The organism is Microbulbifer sp. ALW1 (assembly GCF_009903625.1).
GTDB lineage: Bacteria > Pseudomonadota > Gammaproteobacteria > Pseudomonadales > Cellvibrionaceae > Microbulbifer.
Genome location: NZ_CP047569.1, coordinates 576,771 through 593,999, shown reverse-complemented (window position 1 = coordinate 593,999; position 17,229 = coordinate 576,771). Strand labels below are relative to the sequence as shown.

15 protein-coding genes are annotated in these 17,229 nt (G+C 56.9%); 10 read left to right on the top strand and 5 right to left on the bottom strand.

Annotated features, from left to right (window positions below; translation table 11 throughout):
• The first annotated feature begins 251 nt into the window (after nucleotides 1–251).
• The gene (locus tag GRX76_RS02375; protein WP_160151833.1) at nucleotides 252–2,579 is read left to right on the top strand and encodes a TonB-dependent receptor; all 2,328 of its coding nucleotides are present in this window, start codon (nucleotides 252–254) and stop codon (nucleotides 2,577–2,579) included.
• Between the two features lie 38 nt (nucleotides 2,580–2,617).
• Complete coding sequence (locus GRX76_RS02370; RefSeq protein ID WP_160151832.1) at nucleotides 2,618–4,033, top strand: FAD-binding oxidoreductase; 1,416 nt, start codon at nucleotides 2,618–2,620, stop codon at nucleotides 4,031–4,033.
• A gap of 136 nt (nucleotides 4,034–4,169) precedes the next feature.
• Here the strand turns inward: GRX76_RS02370 and GRX76_RS02365 are convergent, their stop codons facing one another.
• The gene (locus GRX76_RS02365; protein ID WP_160151831.1) at nucleotides 4,170–5,018 is read right to left on the bottom strand and encodes a helix-turn-helix transcriptional regulator; all 849 of its coding nucleotides are present in this window, start codon (nucleotides 5,016–5,018) and stop codon (nucleotides 4,170–4,172) included.
• Nucleotides 5,019–5,222: 204 nt separating this feature from the next.
• Entirely contained in the window at nucleotides 5,223–5,810 is a 588-nt protein-coding gene (locus tag GRX76_RS02360) for a gamma carbonic anhydrase family protein (protein ID WP_160151830.1), read from the bottom strand.
• A 116-nt stretch (nucleotides 5,811–5,926) separates the two neighbouring features.
• Between GRX76_RS02360 and GRX76_RS02355 the strand changes: the two genes are divergently transcribed.
• The 3 genes from GRX76_RS02355 to GRX76_RS02345 are packed head-to-tail and all read left to right on the top strand — an operon-like array spanning nucleotide 5,927 to nucleotide 9,107.
• Nucleotides 5,927–7,975 carry a M3 family metallopeptidase gene (locus GRX76_RS02355; protein WP_160151829.1) on the top strand — a complete coding sequence of 683 codons (2,049 nt, stop codon included), beginning with the start codon at nucleotides 5,927–5,929 and terminating at the stop codon, nucleotides 7,973–7,975.
• Nucleotides 7,976–8,009: 34 nt separating this feature from the next.
• Nucleotides 8,010–8,279, top strand: a complete 270-nt coding sequence (locus GRX76_RS02350; protein WP_160151828.1) for a YheV family putative zinc ribbon protein — start codon at nucleotides 8,010–8,012, stop codon at nucleotides 8,277–8,279.
• A gap of 21 nt (nucleotides 8,280–8,300) precedes the next feature.
• A complete protein-coding gene (locus GRX76_RS02345; RefSeq protein ID WP_160151827.1) occupies nucleotides 8,301–9,107 on the top strand; it encodes a hypothetical protein in 807 nt (268 codons plus the stop codon).
• Between the two features lie 30 nt (nucleotides 9,108–9,137).
• On the opposite strand, the gene GRX76_RS02340 is transcribed toward GRX76_RS02345, so the two are convergent.
• Nucleotides 9,138–9,797: a hypothetical protein gene (locus GRX76_RS02340; RefSeq protein WP_160151826.1), complete on the bottom strand. Its 660-nt coding sequence runs from the start codon at nucleotides 9,795–9,797 to the stop codon at nucleotides 9,138–9,140.
• 141 nt (nucleotides 9,798–9,938) lie between these two features.
• The gene (locus tag GRX76_RS02335; protein ID WP_236250515.1) at nucleotides 9,939–11,309 is read right to left on the bottom strand and encodes an MATE family efflux transporter; all 1,371 of its coding nucleotides are present in this window, start codon (nucleotides 11,307–11,309) and stop codon (nucleotides 9,939–9,941) included.
• A gap of 450 nt (nucleotides 11,310–11,759) precedes the next feature.
• On the opposite strand from GRX76_RS02335, the gene coxB reads away from it, so the two are divergent.
• The 4 genes from coxB to GRX76_RS02315 are packed head-to-tail and all read left to right on the top strand — an operon-like array spanning nucleotide 11,760 to nucleotide 16,006.
• On the top strand, nucleotides 11,760–12,941 hold the full coding sequence (coxB, locus tag GRX76_RS02330; protein ID WP_201276890.1) for a cytochrome c oxidase subunit II: 1,182 nt from the start codon (nucleotides 11,760–11,762) through the stop codon (nucleotides 12,939–12,941).
• Between the two features lie 24 nt (nucleotides 12,942–12,965).
• Nucleotides 12,966–14,516, top strand: coding sequence for a cytochrome c oxidase subunit I (ctaD, locus tag GRX76_RS02325; RefSeq protein WP_160151825.1), 1,551 nt, complete (start codon nucleotides 12,966–12,968; stop codon nucleotides 14,514–14,516).
• Nucleotides 14,517–14,536: 20 nt separating this feature from the next.
• Nucleotides 14,537–15,109 carry a cytochrome c oxidase assembly protein gene (locus GRX76_RS02320; RefSeq protein WP_160151824.1) on the top strand — a complete coding sequence of 191 codons (573 nt, stop codon included), beginning with the start codon at nucleotides 14,537–14,539 and terminating at the stop codon, nucleotides 15,107–15,109.
• A 6-nt stretch (nucleotides 15,110–15,115) separates the two neighbouring features.
• Nucleotides 15,116–16,006: a cytochrome c oxidase subunit 3 gene (locus tag GRX76_RS02315; RefSeq protein WP_160151823.1), complete on the top strand. Its 891-nt coding sequence runs from the start codon at nucleotides 15,116–15,118 to the stop codon at nucleotides 16,004–16,006.
• A gap of 67 nt (nucleotides 16,007–16,073) precedes the next feature.
• Here the strand turns inward: GRX76_RS02315 and GRX76_RS02310 are convergent, their stop codons facing one another.
• Nucleotides 16,074–16,298 carry a DUF2909 domain-containing protein gene (locus tag GRX76_RS02310; protein ID WP_160151822.1) on the bottom strand — a complete coding sequence of 75 codons (225 nt, stop codon included), beginning with the start codon at nucleotides 16,296–16,298 and terminating at the stop codon, nucleotides 16,074–16,076.
• A 50-nt stretch (nucleotides 16,299–16,348) separates the two neighbouring features.
• Here GRX76_RS02310 and GRX76_RS02305 point away from each other — a divergent pair, with 50 nt between their 5' ends.
• Nucleotides 16,349–17,221, top strand: a complete 873-nt coding sequence (locus GRX76_RS02305; protein ID WP_160151821.1) for an SURF1 family protein — start codon at nucleotides 16,349–16,351, stop codon at nucleotides 17,219–17,221.
• The last annotated feature ends 8 nt before the right edge of the window (nucleotides 17,222–17,229 follow it).

The following is a 17,229-nucleotide window of genomic DNA, read 5'->3' as shown; positions in this document are numbered from 1 at the left end:
ACGGCCGCAGCCGAGCCCCCAGGGATGGGTTTACGGCGTGTCTCACAAAGGGATACCCGGTAGCGGTACCGCCTCGATACTTGTAAGTGCCTCCAATCTTTCCTACCCGCTTCCTGCGGGTTTTCGTGTTTGTTTTTAAAACTGAAGAAAAACTCGGTTTCCTCACCCGTTGGGGTGATACCTGAATTTTGATTCGGTTTTTATAGTCTCCCTCACGATAAGACAGATAACAGAGCCTCAGGGAGATCGACATGGAATCAATGGGTAGTGCCAGCCGGCGCTTTAGCAAAAACTCACTCGCGGTTGCCGTCACCGGCGTCTTGCTGTCTGCAGTGGGTGTGTCCCCAATCGCCTTCGCCAACCAGATTGAAGAAGTATCGGTTACCGCGCAGAAGCGCGAACAGTCCGTGAATGACATCGGCGTATCCGCCAATGCCTTCAGCGGCGAAATGATGCAGAACCTGGGTATCGACAGCGCCGTCGACCTGGGTGCACACACCCCCGGTCTGGTCACCGTCAACAGCACCTCCGGCGGCACACCGGTATTCGCCATCCGCGGTATCGGCCTCGACGATTTCAGCCCCAACAACAGCAGCGGCGTCGGCATTTACACCGACGAAGTGTTTGCCAGCAACCCGTCTTTTCTCGGCGGCCAGCTGTTCGATATCGAGCGGGTGGAAGTGCTGAAAGGTCCCCAGGGCACCCTCTACGGCAAGAACACTACCGGCGGTGCGATCAATTTCATCAGCGCCAAGCCCACCAGCGAATTCGAAGCGTTTGTGGATGCGGGTATCGGTAACTTCGGCGCCCGGGAAATGACCGGCGTGGTCAGCGGTGAGATCAGTGGCGAAGTACTGGGTCGCCTGAGCCTGAATATGTCCAAGGCCGACGGCTGGCAGGAAGATCCGCAGACCGGACGCGAGTTCGGCAGTGTCGACCGTTCTGCCGGCCGCGGCCAGGTGTCCTTCCCGTTTGCGGACAACGGCGAGGCGCTGGTCAAGGTTTACTTCAGTTCCGACAACTCCACCCCGGTTTCACCGCAGGTCAGCGGGCTCGGTGACGCCTTTGGCGATCCCTCGTTTGATGTACTCAACAGCAGCGACGATGCGTCCATCGTCAACGTCGGCGACCTGAAGGTGGCTCGGGATGAGTCCGGTCACGGTGCGTCCCTCAACCTGAGTTACGGCTTCGAGACCTTTGATGTCATTTCCATCAGTGCGATCGACGCTTACGACCGCAAGGTAGTGGATAACTACGGCGGTTCCTCTGCGGCGATTCTCGACCTGTATCAGGACAACGAGATCAGCCAGTGGTCACAGGAATTCCGCGTTGTCAGCAACGGCGACGGCGCCACCAACTGGGTGGCCGGAGTGAACATTTCCGAGGACACGGTAAACGTGCGCGATGTGTTCGACGATTCCTTCTTCGTCACCGATTCTGTAGCCAGCACCTTTGTGCTCGACCCCGCGGATGTTTCCGTTCAGGGCTGGGATCTGCTGACCGCGGAATACGAGCAGGTGACCCAATCCTGGGGCGCCTACCTGCACACCGAAACCGCATTGGGTGATGCATTCAACCTGATCGCCGGTATTCGTTACAGCGCGGACGACCGCAGCTTCGACGGTATCTCCACCAACCACGACGATATCTACTCGTTCAACGACACCATCGCCGAGCTGAACGACAGCAGCAGCGAAAACGCGGTGACCGGCAAGCTGGGCCTCGACTGGCAGCTGCACGACGACCTGCTGCTCTACGCCAATGTATCCAACAGCTACAAGGCCGGTGCCTACTACGGCGCGGCGATTCTCGACGACGCCAGCTGGGCCTATGTGGAGCCGGAAAAAGTCCTGTCCTATGAGATGGGCTTCAAGGCCACCCTGTTCGATGCCTCGCTGCAGTTGAACGGTGCCCTGTTCAGCCTCGACTACACCGATCGCCAGTCCTTGGTGACCATCATCGTCGACGACTTCAGTAACTACCTGGAATTCCCGGTGGCGGACACCACCCTGGTCAACGTACCGGAATCCAAAACCAACGGCTTCGAGCTGGACCTGCACTGGCTGCCTACCGACAACCTGACCGTGATGGCCGGTGTCGCCTACCTGGATAGCGAAGTGACCAAAGCGCCGAGCACTGCGGACATGCGCGGCATTGCCGCCGACCCCGCGGTGAACGACAACGCCGACGGCGTGAATCAGCTGTTCGTGGATGCCCTGGCCGCACCGCTGCCCGCCGGCGCCTCCCTGTCGCAGGCACCCGAGTGGAGCTACAACAGCCTGGTGGCCTACGACCTGCCGCTCGCCGAATACAACCTGCGCCTGCAGACCAGCTACACCTACAGCGATGAAATGACCGCGCAGCTGGCGGATGCCAACGCCCTGTCTGGACCGGTGCATTCCTGGGATGCGGAAGCCTCGCTGAGCGATGCCGATGAGCGCTGGGAAATCAGCGGCTGGATCAAAAACATTGAGGACAGCAGCGCGGAGACCTATGCCTTCTCCAGCTTTGCTGGCCGTTCTTACTATCGCCAGGCGCCGACCACCTTCGGGCTATCGGTTCGCTACAACATTTTCTAAATCCGCGCCGGCGATAACGCGATGATGAAGAGGTAATTATGTGTGACCCACAGACCAGGGCTGACGCCCTGGACGCACTACAAAAAACGACCTTCTTTCCCTACTGGCTGGATGCGCCGCAGCGCCCGGGTGACGAGCCCGCGCTGCAGCGCCCGCTGGACTGCGACCTGCTGATTGTCGGCGGTGGCTTTACCGGTCTCTGGGCCGCGGTCCAGGCCAAGGAAGCGAATCCCGAACGCGACGTTGTGCTGATTGAAGCCAACAGCATCGCCATCGGTGCCTCCGGACGCCCGGCAGCGATCCTGTCCACTTCGGTGATGCACGGGCTGGCCAATGCGCAGCGCCTGTTTCCCGAAGATATGGATACCCTGGAGCAATTGGGCAAGGAAAACCTGGACGGCTTCCGCGAAACCATCGAGCGCTACGGTATCGAGTGCGACCTGGAATGGGGCGGTGAGCTGACTGTTGCCGTCGGTGACGAGGGCATCGAAGATATCGAAAAGGAATACGAGCTGTACCGCCACTATGGCCACGACGCACACCTGCTGGATAAGAATGCCGTCCAGCGGGAAGTGAAGTCGCCACTGTTTAACGGCGGCCTCTGGTCGAAAAAACGCAGTGGCACCGTACACCCGGCGAAACTCGCCTGGGGATTGAAAAAGGTCGCGATGGAACTGGGCGTACAGATTTACGAAAACACGCCCATGGTCAGCAACGCGAAAAACAGAAAGGGCGTGCTGGTAAAAACACCGAAAGCCCGTGTGCAGGCGAACAAGGTACTGCTCGCGACCAATGCCTTTGCTTCCGGCAACAAAAAAATTCGCAATCGCGTTGCGGCGATCCGCGATCGTATTGTCGTGACCGAACCGCTGAGCGAAGAGCAGCTGGCAAGCATCGGTTGGAAAAATCGCCAGGGTATTTACGATACCCGCACCCAGCTGAATTACATGCGCCTGACCGCGGACAATCGCATTCTATTCGGTGGTCGCCTGGACTACTTTTTCGGCAACAATACCGACCCGGAAGACGATAAGGCACCGGAACCCTATGTGCGTCTGGTGGATAATTTTTACCGCACTTTCCCGTCACTGCGCGGTATTCAGTTTAGTCATGCCTGGAGCGGACCCATTGCGCTGACCACACGTATGGCGGTGCACTACCAGCACTATCACGGTGGAAAAATGCTGTATGCCGGCGGCTATTCCGGTTTCGGCGTGACCGCGACGCGTTTCGGTGCGCGGGTTGGGCTGGCAATTCTGGACGATAAAAAAGTCCCGGAACGCTCGCTGAATTTTGCCTGCTCGCAGCCGGCGTATATTCCGCCGGAACCTTTCCGCTGGATTGGTGCAAAGATCACCATGTATGCACTGGATACCCTGGACGAAAAACGCGGTTGGCGCATTCCCTGGGTACGTATGGTGGAGAAGATGGGTTTCCCCATTACCCAGAAATAGTTTAGTTCTTGTTGTTTGATTTCCGTGTTGTGGAATCTTGCCCGCGCTGTCACTGCAACGCCTACCTGGTAGGCGTCGTTATTTAGAAGTGACTTTCTAGAAGTGACTTTCTAGAAGTGGCTATGCGCGGGCTTTTTTATTTTTCGAGGCTGGTCAATGGATCGGGATCACTTCCCGAGTGGTGGCGCAGGGCGCTGATAAACAGGTAGAACAACTCGGACTGGGAAGTGACGTCGAGTTTGGAGTAAATATGCTTGCGGTGGGTTTTGATGGTGTCCACGCTGGCATCGAGCTTTTCCGCCATGGACTTGATCGAGTGTCCACGCATGGTCATATGCAGTACTTCACATTCCCGATTGGTCAGTAGCGAGCTCCCGAAATTTTCCAGCGCGCTTTCAAGGCGTTTACCAAAGGATTCACTCTGGCTTTCGCTGCGGCTGTGATTGCGTATCCACTTGCGCAGAATATTTTCCACCAGCGGTAACAGGGAGCGAAGCAGCGCAATTTCGTTCGCAGAAAAGCGACCATTGCCGAGATCGGAAGCGCGACCGATGGACAGGCTGGCAATAATCCCTTCTTTGCCGCGCATCAGATAACAGGCCTCATCACCCAGGTTGGCTTCGCGATAATAGCGGCGGAAGTACTCGGTCTGGCCAAACGCATCCGGCGCCACTTCGCGCAGCAAAAAGAAACCTTCTTTCTTATCATCCATCGCTGCGCGATAGAAAGGGTCGAACAGATAGGCCCCTTCCACATAGCGATCCACCTGAATACTGTGCTGCTCATTGGCTAGCAACCGATGGTGGGTAACCTCCGGAGCAGCATCGGCGGGGTATAGAATTGCCATACTACTGTTGCCGCGCACCAGAGATTCAGCGCCGCGCAACAACTCGTAGATGCGCTGGGAATCTGACTCGCTATCCAGCAAGCTGGCAACACACTGGTGCCAGTGGGTCAGGTCGGGATTGGTGCCTGTGGTTTTCATCGATAATGTGCAGTGTATTTGTGCTCTGAATGCACAGATTTCCAGGAATGATTTCCAGCGGTTTTTCGGGAAAAACGGCTTTGAAAACAGGTTGGAAATTTTAACAAAAAAGCCCGCAGTAAAGGACGTTAAAGCGGGCCATTCGATGAAGTGAATACGCGGTGTTTTGATGCGCCAGTTGAGTATTCGCTGCCTACTGTTGCTCTAGCAGTTTGCCAGGTATTCGTCCTTGAGCTTCACGTAATTACCGGCGGTATAGGTAAAGAATCGCTTCTCTTTTTCCGACAGCGGGCGCGCCTTTTTCGCCGGCGACCCCACGTACAGGAAGCCACTTTCCAGGCGCTTGCCCGGCGGCACCAGGGCGCCGGCGGCGAGTACCACTTCATCCTCGATCACGGCGCCATCCAGTACGATGGCGCCAATACCGATCAATACCCGGCTGCCTACGGTACAACCGTGCAGGCAGGCCTTGTGTCCGATGGTGACGTCTTCACCGATAGTCAGCGGCCAGCCGCCCTCGTTAAAGTCACTGGCGTGGGTGATATGAAGTACCGATCCATCCTGCACACTGGTACGGGCGCCGATACGTACCCGGTGCATATCGCCACGGATGACCGTCATCGGCCACACCGAGCAGTCGTCGCCCAGTTCTACATCGCCGATAACGGTACTTTGCGGGTCGATAAATACCCGCTCACCAAGTTTCGGGCTGTGGCCCCGGTGTTCGCGCAGGGTGTGCTCGGGGTGGGTGTTCTCGGGTTGGCTGTTCTGGGGTAAGTCGGATTTGGACAAGGCTGACCTCCGCTTGGGCAATCCACTAAAATAGATCGCGATAGTTTAACCCGTCTGTGCCAGCGGCGTGGAAATCCCGGCCGCCCAGTGACACCGAACCGTGACAAGGAACTCCGATGTCTGATACCTCCTCCAGCAACCCGCTTCTGAGTGCACCGCTGCTGCCCCCATTCGACACCATCAAGCCGGAGCACGCCGAGCCGGCCATTGATGAATTGGTCGCTAATTGTCGCGAACAGCTGAGAAAGGCACTGGAAGATGCCGGTGATAGTCCGACCTGGGAAACCACCCTGGCGCCCCTGGAAGAGGCTCAGGATCAGTTGAGCAAGGCGTTTTCGCCGGTGTCACACCTGAACAGTGTGTTGAGTGGCGACTGGCGTGCTCCGTACGAGGCCTGTCTGGCCAAGGTTACCGAGTACTGGACCGAGGTCGGCCAGGATCCGGGGTTGTATCGGGTGCTTCGCGCCTTGGCCAAGTCGCCGGACTTCGCCGCTTGGCCTCAGCCGCGCAGGCAGGCTGTGCGTCACGGGTTGCGGGATATGCATCTGGGCGGGGTCAGCCTGGAAGGCGAAAAGCGCGAGCGCTATGCCGCCATCAGCAAGCGCCTGGCAGAGCTGAAAAGCCAGTTCGCCAACCATGTGCTGGACGCCACCAATGCCTGGACCCTGAATATCACTGACGGCGCCGAGCTGGCCGGTGTTCCCGAAACCGCTGTGGCGGCCGCCAAAGCCGCCGCCGAAGCCAAGGGTCTGGAAGGCTGGTTGCTGACCCTGGATGGCCCCTGTTTCCTGGCGGTGATGACTTATGCGGAAAGCCGTACCTTGCGGCATAAAATGCACTTCGCGTTTATCACCCGCGCCTCCGACGTGGGCCCCAATGCGGGCGAGTTCGATAACGCCAATGTGATGGCGGAGATCCTCGCCCTGCGGGCTGAGCAGGCGCATTTACTGGGCATGAAGAATTACGCCGAACGCTCGCTGGCGAGCAAGATGGCGGAAGATCCGGAGCAGGTTGAGAAGTTTCTGCGGGACCTGGCCAAGCGCGCGCGCCCGGCGGCGGTCAAGGAGTTCGCGGAGCTGGAGGCCTTTGCCGCCGACGAACTGGGACTCGACAAGCTGCAGTCCTGGGACGTGGCCTGGGCAGCGGAGAAACTCAAGCAAGCTCGCTACACGGTAAGCCAGGAGGAATTGCGTCCTTATTTCCCTTACCCGAAAGTGCTCGCCGGTTTGTTTGCGGTGGCGGAAAAACTGTTCGGGGTGACGGCAGAGGTGGATACGTCGGTGTCGACTTATCACCCGGATGTCCACTTTTACTGGCTCAAGCGCGGGGGTGAGCCCATTGCCGGTTTCTATCTCGACCCCTATGCGCGCGAGAAAAAGCGCGGTGGCGCCTGGATGGACGACGCCCGGGTGCGCCGCCAGACCATGGCCGGGTTGCAGCTGCCGGTGGCCTATCTGGTGTGTAACTTTTCATCACCATCAAAAGACGCACCGGCGCTGCTGACCCATTACGAGGTCACCACTCTGTTCCATGAATTCGGCCACGGTCTGCATCATATGCTCACCCAGGTGGATGTGGCGGCGGTGTCTGGCATCAACGGCGTTGCCTGGGATGCGGTAGAGCTGCCCAGCCAGTTTCTGGAGAACTGGTGCTGGGAGCCGGAAGCGCTGGCGATGATCGCCGGACACTACCAGACGGGAGAACCTCTGCCGCAGGAGTTGCTCGATAAAATGCTGGCGGCCAAAAATTTCCAGTCCGCCATGTTCACGGTGCGCCAGCTGGAATTTGCCCTGTTTGATTTCCTGCTGCACTCGCGCCCGGAAGGCGCCAATGCCGAAGAAATCCAGCGTCTGGTCAATGATGTGCGCGAAAAGGTATCGGTGGTGCCGGTTTCTCCGGATAATCGCTTCCAGAACAGTTTCAGCCATATTTTTGCCGGCGGCTATGCCGCGGGATATTACAGCTACAAATGGGCGGAAGTGCTGTCGGCCGATGCGTTTTCGCTGTTCGAAGAAACCGGCATTTTCGATCCCGCGACCGGGCAGAAATTTTTACAGACAATCCTCGAGCAGGGTGGCAGTCGTGAGGCCCACGAGTTATTCGCAGAATTTCGCGGGCGCGACCCACAAATAGACGCGCTGTTGCGTCATTCTGGCATCGAATAATCGAGACATGAGCGGGTTTAAAAAGAGGTAACCCATGAGCGAAGAATTTGAAAAACCCGTAAAGCGCCGGTTTATCGCCGGCGCAGTGTGTCCCCGCTGCAGCGAGATGGACAAGATCGTCAATTACACGCTGGGCGATAAAAACTATCGCGAATGTGTGGCCTGTGGCTTCAAGGATGAGATACGGTTGCAGGCCTCTCCGCGGGAACTGGATACCCGCGTTAATCAGACCGCAGACAGGGAAGTGGAAGAAACCGCAGTAAAAATACTGCAGCCGCCATCAGCGCCGGCCGAAAAAAAATAATCCACCTAACGACGGCTTCCCTTGAAAAAATTGTATCCCCTGGTCGCACTGGCGATCGTTCTGGCCATCGCCGGCCTCTATGGCCTGGAGCACTTCCAGAAGTTGCGCGAGCGGCAGCAGGCGCAGACCGCACACCTGATCACCCGCTGTGTGAACCAGGGACTTTTGTCGCTATTTACGCTGCAAAGTACCGACTGGAGCAAGGGGGGTGGGCAGCTGAAGACGGAAGAGGAGCGGTTGAAGCAGCGGGTGGCCGCACTGCCAGAAGCAGTACTTGATGGCAAACCCTTTGCTGACTGGCAGGGGGCTTTGGAGGTGTGCGAGCGCCTGACGGTAAACAGCAACCGCCAGCACAAAACCATTTTCCGTCCGTTGACGGAAATGGCGAATAAAGATATCTGGAATCTCGAGACTGCCAAAAGCGAGCAGTTTCAGGAGCGCCGAAAAAGGGCCATCTATCGCACCAAGATTGCGGCCGAGGCGGCGGACCGCTACCTGGATGATCTGCAGGCGGATGTGGATCGACTGCTTACCGTCAGTGGCCTCTCTGAAGAAGCCCGTGCGCTGACGGCCCAGCAATTACAGGTTTCCATTTTTGACGAATACCACAAGGGACGTTTTTCCAAGCGGCGCGTGTTGCAATACCTCGATCGCCAGGAAGCCTTTTACCAACTGCTGACCGACAATCCTAAAGGCTTCACCCTGCGCGGTGGCAGTCTGTATTTCTACAATAAAGATTTGCACCGGCAGGCGGATGATCTGAATCGCGCACTGCTTCAGGGTGAGGTCGATTTCTTCGCCAACTGGCGACAGCTAGTTCAACAGTAGCGCAGCGATAACGCGTTGCGCGCCGGATCGTTAGTGGGACAGGTCAGCCTGCCGGTTCAGTGCCGGCATGCGCAGTTCTATCTGCATATGGTTGGCAAAATCCGGCCATTCTCCCGGCGCGTCATCGTAGCGCTGCTTGTACAGGATCATGGATACCAGTCGTCCCGGGTCCATTTCCGCGGGCTCAAAACGGCGCATCAGTAAATCGCTGAGATCGTCCAGCTGGCAGGCCAGTGTTTCTCCCAGCAGCTCCCGCACCACCAGATTGGCCACCATCGGGTCCATCGGCAGTAGCGGTGTGCCGCAGATCGGCTGCAGCACGTCGTTGATTTCCTCCATGGTGCGGTGGGCCAGGTAGGCTTCATCGAGAATCGAGCCCAGGCCGTGCTCGTGCGGTTGCCGCTCGGGTATTTCACTGAAGCTGTGCAGTATCAGTTCCCGCACCGGGTGGAAGTCGAGGCCGCCGGCATCGCATAGCTGATCGAGCCGCTGCAACCAAGCGGGGATGACCTGGATATAGCGGATCACAAAACAGGTGATGTGCAGTGGAGCGTCCCGCTGCGGCAGCTGGATACTGCGATGGAGATTGGGCAGGGTGTCGTGCAGGGAGCGTCGGAAGCGGCTGCGCGCTTGCTCCGCGGCAATCGCACGGTCAATGCATTCCTGGATCAGTTGGTAATGGTCAGACATACATCAAAACGAAAACGGCGAAACCGCCTCCCCGTTTCTTTGTCTGCGGACCCCCCGTTTAAACCCGGTAACCGGGCTGGTATCCAGAAGTGCGGACAAGACTACTTAACGTTGGAAGAGGACTCGTTACCGTAGCTCCAATTACAGCCAATATTTGTTCTTAGTGTAGTTGTAAAAGTAGACCATCAATCCGGCAGAGCGTGCGACAAACCACAAAAAAAGGCTGAACCAGATGCCAGTATTGCCATATTGGCGGCTGAACCACCAGCAGGGTAAAAACACCATCACAGTGGCAATGAACATGGTGTCACGCATCTGGCGGCTCTTGCCTGCGCCGATAAATACCCCGTCCAGCTGGTAACTCCAAACCGCCACCAGGGGCAGGGCGCACAGCCAGGGGTAATATTCCCCAATCGTCGCCAACACCGCGGGAATGTTGGTAAATAGCGGCAATATCCAGTTCTTCCCCAGCAGCAGTATTGCGGTAATCAGCAGGGCCGAGCCCAGTGCCCAGACACCCGCGGCGGTAGTGGTGCGGGTGAACTGGGCCATGGAACGGCGCCCGACGGCGCGGCCCACCAGGGACTCGGTGGCGTGGGCAAAGCCGTCCAGGGCGTAGGAAGTCATCATCAGCAACTGCAGCAAAATGGCATTGGCGGCCAGTACGGTATCGCCCTGGGCGGCACCCTGGGCCGTGAAAAATGTCAGGGTAAACAGCAGCAGGCAGGTGCGGATAAACAGGTCGCGGTTAATCCGCAGCAGTTCCATCCAGGGCGCGGCCCGCTGCCATGGCCAGAAGTCTTTTGCATTCAGTACCGCCAGCATCTCGCGTCGGGTTTCCCGGTGTCGCAGCCCCAGCAATTTCCAGCCCAGCACAAAACTGCACAGGTCAGCGGATACCGAGGCCCAGGCGGCACCCCGAGCACCCATACCCAGGCCCAGGATCAAAATCAGGTCGAGCAGGATATTCAGCAGATTGGCAATTACCAGGATCGCCAGGGGGGCGCGGCTGTCCTGGCGGCCGATAAAAAATCCCAGCAGGGCGAAGTTGGCCAGGGCCAGGGGCGCACTCAGTAGGCGAATTTGCAGATAGTCGCGAGCGTGGGGCGCGGACTCGGCGCTGGCATTCATCCACTGCACAATGGCTGGCAGTAGCGGTGACGCCAGCAACAGCAGCAGTAACCCCAGGGCTAGTGCAAGGCCCAGTGCCCGCAACAGCCACTCGGTCCCGGTTCCGGCCGCTCTTGCCACCAGTCCGGTGGTACCCATACGCAGAAAACCAAAGGCCCACAGCAGCATCGAAATGACACTGGCGCCAATGGCCACGCCGGAAAGATATTCCGGTGTGGGTAAATGCCCGAGCACGGCGGTGTCCACTGCGCCGAGCAGCGGCACAGTAATGTTGCTCAAAATCATCGGCCAGGCGAGGTGCCATACCCGTAAATAGGGGGTGGCGAAGCGGCGTGAAACCGCCGCCGAAGCCAAGCCGGAAGGTGCCCGTGAATCTTTCATGTAAGTTGGCGGTTCAATTGACTTTTTGTTGGCAATGTGTTCCTTTTGACCTTGCAGTAGATGCGACAAAAAGACACAGGTTGTTGGTTGTACCTTCCGGACGACGACATTCTGAAGTAAATAAGCTTTTAGCGAAAAATAACAAGTTGCACTGACAGCAGTACGCGCAGTTGTGGCCTCCCTCGGCCTGCGCGCAGTGTATGTAGTCTTGGTTTACTACAGCATGTCCACATTGATGTGTGGATTTTTCTCCGGCCTCCAGGTCGGGGGCTATCTCCAGTTATCCGCAAACAGCCAACCGCTGTTACAGGGTTTTGCTATTTTGTAGGTTGCAGCGCCGCGACCGTGTACAACTTTGTGTGTACACCCTTGGGTATTTACGCAAGGCCGCAGTGTTGTGACCGCAGGAAAGCGGCTCGCGAGAATAACAAACATGGAGATCTGCAGGCGATGTTGATGGGCTTAAAACGGCTGTTCGCCTTACTGACCCTCACGATTCTTGCCCCCGGTGCCCTTGCTCAGGAAGCGGCACAGGCGGTGGAGAAAGTGGAACCGGCAAGTGCGCAGGAAATAGAGCGCTGGGGGGTCAACATGACCCAGGGGGTAACTGAAGTTTCCCGTACCACTTACGATCTGCACATGCTGATTTTCTGGATCTGCGTGGCAATCGGTGTGGTGGTGTTCGGGGTGATGTTCTACAGCATGTGGCGTCACCGCAAGAGCAAGGGTTATCAGGCCTCACAGTTCCACGAAAGTACTCTGGTGGAATTGGCCTGGACCATAGTGCCCACCTTGATCCTCATCGGCATGGCGGTCCCCGCCACCAAAACCCTCTACGATATCTACGACACCAAGGAAGCCGATCTCGACATCATGATCACCGGCTACCAGTGGAAGTGGAAATACGACTACCTGGGTTCCGATGTCTCCTTCTTCTCCAATCTTTCTACCCCGCAATCGCAAATTCAAAACCAGCAACCGAAAAGTGAACACTACCTTCTGGAAGTGGACGAGCCTCTGGTCGTGCCGGTGAATAAAAAAATCCGCTTCCTGATCACAGCCAACGATGTGATCCACGCCTGGTGGGTCCCCGACCTGGCGGTGAAGAAGGATGCGATTCCTGGCTTTGTTAACGAATCCTGGACCCGTATCGACGAGCCCGGCATCTACCGCGGCCAGTGCGCCGAGCTGTGCGGCAAGGATCACGGCTTTATGCCGATTGTGGTCAAGGCCGTGCCGGAAGATGAATATCACTCCTGGCTGAATGGGCGCGCCGCCGATGCCGCTCGCATCAAAGAGCTGACCAATAAAACCTTCACTTTTGACGAGCTCTACGCGCGTGGTGAAAAGGTTTACAACAGTACCTGTGTTGCTTGTCATCAGTCGAAAGGGCAGGGGGTGCCTGGCGCCTTCCCGGCCATTGCCGGATCCAAAATTGCCACGGGCCCAATGGATGGCCACATGAGCATGGTGGTGAATGGCTCGCCGAAAAACCCCGCGATGCAAGCCTTCGGCGCACAGCTGAGCGAGGTGGATATCGCCGCGGTCATCACATATCAGCGCAGTGCCTTCGGCAACAATATGGGTGACACCGTACAGCCCATCGACATTCTCAATTTCAAGAATAAGTAAGCAGGAGCCGAGAGGAGTTTAGATATGGCACACGGTCCGAAACCCGGTTTTACCCGCTGGCTCTACACCACTAACCACAAGGACATCGGCTCGATGTACCTGTGGTTCAGTTTTGCGATGTTCCTGCTTGGCGGTTGTATGGCGCTGGTAATTCGCGCTGAACTTTTCCAGCCCGGTCTGCAGATAGTGCAGCCGGAATTCTTCAACCAGATGACCACCATGCACGGATTGATCATGGTGTTTGGTGCGGTGATGCCCGCGTTTGTTGGGCTTGCTAACTGGATGGTGCCGATGATGATCGGTGCCCCGGATATGGCGCTGCCGCGCATGAACAACTGGAGCTTCTGGATTCTGCCGTTCGCCTTCGCGATGCTGGCATCCACCCTGTTCATGGAAGGTGGAGCGCCTAATTTCGGTTGGACCTTCTATGCTCCGCTGTCCACCGAGTACGCGCCACCGAGCGTAACCTTCTTTATTTTTGCGATCCATATCATGGGTGCGTCATCCATCATGGGGGCGATCAATATTGTCGCCACCATCCTGAACATGCGCGCCCCCGGTATGACCCTGATGAAGATGCCGCTGTTCGTCTGGACGTGGTTGATTACTGCCTACCTGCTGATCGCGGTAATGCCGGTGCTCGCGGGTGTTGTGACCATGATGCTGATGGATATTCATTTCGGTACCAGCTTCTTCAGCGCTGCTGGTGGTGGTGACCCGGTACTGTTCCAGCATGTGTTCTGGTTCTTCGGCCACCCCGAGGTGTACATCATGATCCTGCCGGCGTTCGGTATCGTGTCGGCGATCATTCCCACCTTCGCGCGCAAGCCGCTGTTCGGTTACAGCTCCATGGTGTATGCCACCGCGTCCATTGCCTTCCTCAGCTTTATTGTATGGGCGCACCACATGTTCACTGTGGGCATGCCCATCGCCGGTGAGCTGTTCTTCATGTACGCCACCATGCTGATCGCGGTACCCACCGGGGTGAAGGTGTTCAACTGGGTGACCACCATGTTCCGAGGCTCGATGACGTTTGAGACCCCGATGTTGTTCTCCATCGCCTTCGTGATCCTGTTTACCCTGGGGGGCTTCTCCGGCCTGATGCTGGCCATCGCCCCAGCGGACTTCCAGTATCACGACACTTACTTTGTGGTGGCGCATTTCCACTATGTGCTGGTGCCCGGTGCCATCTTCTCGATCACCGCCGGTGTCTATTATTGGCTGCCCAAGTGGACCGGGAATATGTACAACGAGACCATGGGCAAGGTGCACTTCTGGATGGCGTTTGTCGGCCTGAACGTGACCTTCTTCCCGATGCACTTTGTTGGCCTCGCCGGTATGCCCCGGCGTATTCCAGACTACGCGCTGCAGTTTGCCGACTTCAACCAGATTGCCAGTGTGGGTGCCTTCCTGTTCGGCGCGGCGCAGATCGTGTTCCTGTTTAACGTGATCCGCACGGTTCGGGGCGGCAAAAAAGCCACCGATGAAGTTTGGGAAAATCCGGAAGGGCTGGAGTGGAGCGTGCCTTCTCCCGCGCCTTATCACACCTTCAGCACGCCGCCGGTTGTGCGCTGAATTCTGGGCGGGGCAAAGCGATGTCTCTGAGCGCAAACGCAAAAACCACGGCCAAGCTGCTGACCCTCGCGGTCAGCATGCTCGGCTTTGCGTTGTTCATCATGCCACCGCTATACGATGCCTTCTGTGAGATTACCGGTCTTAACGGAAAAACCGGTGGCCGCTACGAAGCGGTACCCGCCGCGGTGGATACCGAGCGCACGGTGAAAGTACAGTTTGTTGCCAGCAACAACGAAAACATGCCGTGGGAATTCAAGCCCGGCACGGTGGAAATCCGTGTACACCCGGGGGAAGCGGTGGATACCGTTTTCCACGCGCGCAACCCCACCGACCGCGACATGATCGGCCAGGCGATTCCCAGCCTGGTGCCGTTCAAGGCCGCTAACTATTTCCATAAAACCGAGTGCTTCTGCTTCAACCAGCAGGCACTTGCCGCCGGTGAAACGGCTGAACTGGGTCTGCGCTTTATCGTCGACCCGGACCTGCCCATCGGCGTCAACACCATTACGCTTTCCTACACGCTGTTTGATGTCACGGAAAGAATTGCCAAACAAGCGAACAACAAAAATACCGACTCCGAGCGAGAGGGATAGAAAACTATGGCCACTGAAAGCAGCTACTATGTTCCCGAGCAGTCCCGGCTGCCTATCTTCGCCACCATCGGCATATTCCTGACGGCCTTCGGTGCCGCCACCTGGGTCAATGGCGGCAGCTCCTATATTTTCTTTGCCGGCGCCCTCTCCATGGCCACCGTGTTGTGGTTCTGGTTCGCGGAAGTCATCAAGGAAAATATGCAGGGTCTCAATAGCGATCAGCTCAAGCGCTCCTACGTCTGGGGTATGGGCTGGTTTATTTTTTCCGAAGTGATGTTCTTCGCGGCATTCTTTGGCGCGCTGTATTACATTCGCACTTTCGCGCTGCCGTGGCTCGGTGGTGAAGGGGATCGCGGTAGCTCCAATATGCTGTGGAGTGGCTTCGAGAATACCTGGCCGTTGATGGTGACCCCCGAGCAGGCGGTTAGTGGCGAAGCCGCAAAAGTGGTGGGACCGAAAGGGATTATTGACCCCTGGCACTTACCGCTACTCAATACGGTTCTTCTGCTTGCTTCCAGTGTGACGGTGCATATTGCCCATGTGTTCCTGAAAAAAGGCAAGCGACAGGCATTCAATCTGTGGCTGGGCGCAACTGTTGCCCTGGGTGTGGCCTTCCTGTTTTTCCAGGTGGAAGAATATTTTGAAGCCTACCAGCACCTTGGGCTGACGCTCGAATCCGGGATTTATGGGACCACCTTCTTCATGCTCACCGGCTTCCACGGCGCGCACGTGACACTGGGTACCATCATGCTGTTGATCATGCTGCTGCGTTCTGTGATCGCGCATCATTTCAAGCCGGACGATCACTTTGGGTTTGAGGCAGCCAGCTGGTACTGGCACTTTGTGGATGTGGTCTGGGTGGGCCTGTTTATCTTTGTCTACGTACTTGGTGCCTAATAGAAAGCAAAAGCGCACTACGAAAGAGAAAATGGGTGCGATTGCACCCATCTTGAAAAATTCGCGTTTAGTATTTATTGGCCCAGGGCGCGGTATTAGAAAGGATGCCGCTGTGAAATCCATACCAGATAGTCAGCAGTAACAGCGCGGCAAGGGAAATTCGGATACCGAGTGCATAAAGGGTGCGTTTGGATTCCGGTGCGCCCATATCCCGCAACAGAAAAACCAGTGCACTGGTCAGGCTGGCCAGCACGGCGAGAAACAAAACCACAATTATTGCTTTTAGCCACATAATTTATCGCCACTATTTAGCAGTAAACAGAAGTAGAAGTAGTTATTGGCATGACAGTTCCGAAATCGTCGCTCAAATCCAGCGACAAAGAATTGCGCTCCGGGACGGAAAGAGACTCCACGGAACTGGAGGAACAGTCGCAAGCCGCCAGTGTAACACTGATCAGCAGCTGGCCACTCAGCATCCTGTGTTTGTGTTTTTTCCCGCTATTACTGGGCCTTGGGGTTTGGCAGCTTGAACGCGCTGCAGAGAAGGCCAGAATCCTCAACGATATCGACGAGCGGCTCGCATCCCAGCCGCAACCAATCCAGTCACTGCAAAAATTGCAGCAATACACACCGGTTAGGCTGCTTGGCGTTTATACCGATCACTATTTTTATCTGGACAACCGCACGCGCAATGGTCGTGTGGGCTATGAGGTCCTGCAGAGCTTTGTCACCGGACAGGGTGAACAGGAGAAAACACACTGGCTCATCAACCGCGGCTGGTTGCCGGCGGGAAGTGACCGGACTCAGCTACCGGAAGTGCCTTATCCACTGGCGGCGAAAGTGATTACCGGTTTCCTCTACCCGAGTGTCGATAGCAGCACTGATTCCAACTTCAGTTCCAACTCCAACTCCGGTTCAAATGGCACGGTGTCTATGGCACCCAGTCACAGCCGCGTGCAATCCCTGCAGGTAGCGGTCAGCGGAAGTCCCGAGTTGACGCAACCGGCCTGGCATATTCGTATCAGCGCTGATTCGGATACGGCGTTTACCACCGGTTGGCAGCTGGTGAATATCAAGCCACAAAAACATTGGGGTTATGCGGTACAGTGGTTTTCCATGGCGGCGGCGCTGCTGATTCTCTGGGTGCTGGCGGCGACCAATATCCGGATACTGGTTCGCGAAAAGTGGTTTAAAAAAGCCGCAATCAATAGATAATCCTACTT